Annotated in this window: 3 protein-coding genes and 1 riboswitch; of the genes, 2 read left to right on the top strand and 1 reads right to left on the bottom strand. The window is 71.5% G+C overall.

The genetic code is table 11. The annotated features are described in order from the left end of the window. Positions 1 to 106 precede the first annotated feature (106 nt). The gene (locus tag C1I95_RS33075; protein WP_199524022.1) at positions 107 to 700 is read right to left on the bottom strand and encodes an ECF transporter S component; all 594 of its coding nucleotides are present in this window, start codon (positions 698 to 700) and stop codon (positions 107 to 109) included. Positions 701 to 771: 71 nt separating this feature from the next. Next, positions 772 to 876, bottom strand: a riboswitch (TPP riboswitch). 336 nt (positions 877 to 1,212) lie between these two features. On the opposite strand from C1I95_RS33075, the gene C1I95_RS33070 reads away from it, so the two are divergent. Both C1I95_RS33070 and C1I95_RS33065 read left to right on the top strand, forming a co-directional pair. After that, entirely contained in the window at positions 1,213 to 2,154 is a 942-nt protein-coding gene (locus C1I95_RS33070) for a permease (protein WP_199524023.1), read from the top strand. Next, positions 2,151 to 2,983: TIGR03943 family putative permease subunit (locus tag C1I95_RS33065; protein ID WP_111219949.1), on the top strand; the 833-nt coding region annotated here is incomplete at its 3' end. The genes C1I95_RS33070 and C1I95_RS33065, both read left to right, overlap by 4 nt.

Below are 2,983 nucleotides of genomic sequence, written 5' to 3'. Positions count from 1 at the left end.
CGTCTGACCGCACCCACCCCACTCACGTTGATCATGAGGTTAGCGGGCATTTCGATCTTCAGATCGCCCGCTAACCTCATGATCAACGTGAGTGGGGTGGGTGCGGTCAGACGAGGGCGCGGTCGCGGCCGGCGGGGAAGCGGTCGAGGACGCCGGTGCGGGCCAGGGCGCCGGTGAGGGCGTACCCGCCGGCCCCGGCGATCACCGTGGCGCTGAGCACGGTGAGCACGAAGATCGGCACCCGGGCGCTCCACAGGTCGAGCGTCACGTAGTACCTGGCCTGGTCGAAGATTGCCGCCGCCAGCCCGGCGAACAGGCCGGAGAGCAGGGCCGCGGGCAGCCGGAATGAGTGGTAGCGGAAGGCGGCGAAGCCCAACTCGGCACCGAGACCCTGCACGGCACCTTGCAGGATTGCCACGGTGCCCCACTGGCTACCCAGCAGCACCGAGACGAAGGCGGCGAGGAACTCGCAGTAGAAGGCGGCACCGGGCTTGCGGATGACCAGCCCGCCCAGCGCACCCGGCACCAGCCAGACGCCGTAGATGACCGACTGTGCGGGCGGGAAGAAGGCGAACGCCCCCTCGGTGGCGGCCCAGAGGAAGCCCCAGGCCCAGAAGATGACGCCGAACGCGACGGCGATGACCGAGGCCACCACGATGTCGATCGTGCGCCAGCGGTCGCTGTTGGTGTTTCCAATCATGGTTTGCTCCCAGTCCAGTGTCGAACCAGGAGAAGACGCACGCCCCGCCCGGCGTCGCCGGACAATGGCGGGCTGGAGGTGGACCGAACTCCCTGCGCTGGCATTACCCAGATCAGGTTCGAGGGTCTGCGGGCGAACCCGCACTCTCAGCGCTGTGCGCTCCCCTGTCGGAGGTGAAGTTGTCTCGCCGACGCTAACACCTTCGAAGATCAACGGGCAACGTGATCTTCGCAGGTCATGTGGGGTGCTCACGTCCGGCGCGGCGGCGGTGCCAGCGGATACCGGCGACCCGCCCACTTCCGTGACATCCATCGACGCCACCGACCCCGGACGGTAGTCTCAGGCCGCGATCCGGACGGGCCGAAGGGCGAGAGGTGACCGCGAACACGGACCAGGCCGCACCGGCCGGCGAACCGGAGGACCACCCGACGGGCGCGGTGGGCGTCGCCACGGAGGTACGCGAGCCGGCACCGACCGGTGGCGAGCCGCCCCGGCGGTGGCTCGGCGACCGGATCGGCTCGGTGGAGGTCCTGGCGGCGCTGCTGATCCTGCTGATCATCTTCCGGGATCCGCTGGCCGCCGCGCTGGACGATCCCCGCCTGCAGACCTGGACCACCGTGTTCGTCTCGATCATGGTGCAGGCGGTGCCGTTCCTGGTGTTCGGGGTGCTGCTATCCGCCGTGATCGCGGTGTTCGTACCCCGGTCGTTCTGGGCCAGGGCGCTGCCCCGGCACCCGGCCCTCGCGGTGCCGGCGGCCAGCGCGGCCGGGGTGGTGCTGCCCGGCTGCGAGTGCGGGTCGGTGCCGATCGCGGGTTCGCTGATCCGGCGGGGCGTCACGCCCGCCGCGGCACTGGCTTTCCTGCTCGCCGCCCCGGCGGTCAACCCGATCGTGCTCACCGCCACCGCGGTCGCCTTTCCGAACAACCCCGAGATGGTCCTCGCCCGCGGCCTCGCCAGCCTGGTCGTCGCCATGGTGATGGGCTGGCTCTGGCTGCGTCTCGGCCGTACCGAGTGGATCAGGATGCCGCGCCGGCCGGAGCTGGACGACGCCTCGCGGGGCCGGGCCTTCTGGGCCGCCGTCCGACACGACGTGACGCACGCCGGCGGCTTCCTGGTGCTCGGCGCGATGGCCGCCGCCAGCATCAACGTGCTGGTCCCGGAGCGGTGGTTGCAGACCCTCGCCGACAACGCCTGGCTGTCGATCCTGGCCTTGGCGCTGCTCGCCGTACTGCTCTCGCTCTGCTCGGAGGCGGACGCCTTCGTCGCCGCCTCGCTGTCGCAGTTCTCCCTCACGTCCCGACTGGTCTTCCTGGTGGTGGGGCCGATGGTCGATCTCAAGCTGATCGCGATGCAGGCCGGCGTCTTCGGTCGCCGGTTCGCCCTCCGGTTCGCACCGACCACCTTCGCGGTGGCCCTGCTGGTCGCCGCCGGGGTCGGGGCGGTGCTGCTGTGAACCGGCAGGCGCAGGCGGTGGTTCTGCTGCTGCTCGGCGGCGCGGTGATCCGGGCCAGCATCACCGACCTCTACCTGCGCTACGTCAAGGAGGGGCTGCGTCCCTTCCTGATCGCCGCCGGCCTGCTGCTGGTCGTCGCCGCGATCATGACCCTGTGGTACGAGCTACGCCCGGCCGCTCCCCGCCCGCTCGCCCGGACCGGCGGCAGCCCGGCGCACGGCTCGGCGGATGGCAGCCTGGTAGGCAACGGTTCGGCGGGCAACGGCTCGGCGGGCGGTGACTCGGCGAGTGGCAGCCTGGCGGACGGCCCCGGCGAGACCCCGACGGGCGGCCCGGCCGAGCACGATGGGAACGGGCACAGCCATCATGAGCCGCGGGTCGGCTGGCTGCTCATCCTGCCGGTGCTCGGCCTGCTGCTGGTCGCCCCGCCGGCCCTCGGGTCGTACGCGGCGAGTCAGGCCGGCACCGCGCTGAGCGCCCAGCAACAGTCGGACTACCCGCCGCTGCCCGAGGGCGATCCGGTCTCCGTCAGCGTGCTCGACTACGCCTCCCGGGCACTGTTCGACCGGGGTGCCTCGATCGGCGACCGGCGGGTGCTGCTCACCGGCTTCATCGCCACCGGCCCCGACGGTCAGCCGATCCTGGCCCGGATGGTGCTGTCCTGCTGCGCCGCCGACGGCCGGCCGATCAAGCTCGGGCTGACCGGCGACGTACCGACCGGGCTGCCCAACGACAGCTGGGTCGAGGTGACCGGTCGCTACACCGAGCGGCTCGGCCGCGACCCGGTGAACGACGCCGAGATCCCCTACCTGGAGGTCGAGTCCTGGCG

Source organism: Micromonospora craterilacus (genome assembly GCF_003236315.1).
Taxonomy (GTDB): domain Bacteria; phylum Actinomycetota; class Actinomycetes; order Mycobacteriales; family Micromonosporaceae; genus Micromonospora; species Micromonospora craterilacus.
This window is presented reverse-complemented; position numbering and strand designations above follow the sequence as displayed.

Excerpts from the sequence above, each read along its gene's own strand:
- C1I95_RS33075 (WP_199524022.1), bottom strand. The coding sequence starts at position 700 with ATGATTGGAAACACCAACAGCGACCGCTGGCGCACGATCGACATCGTG.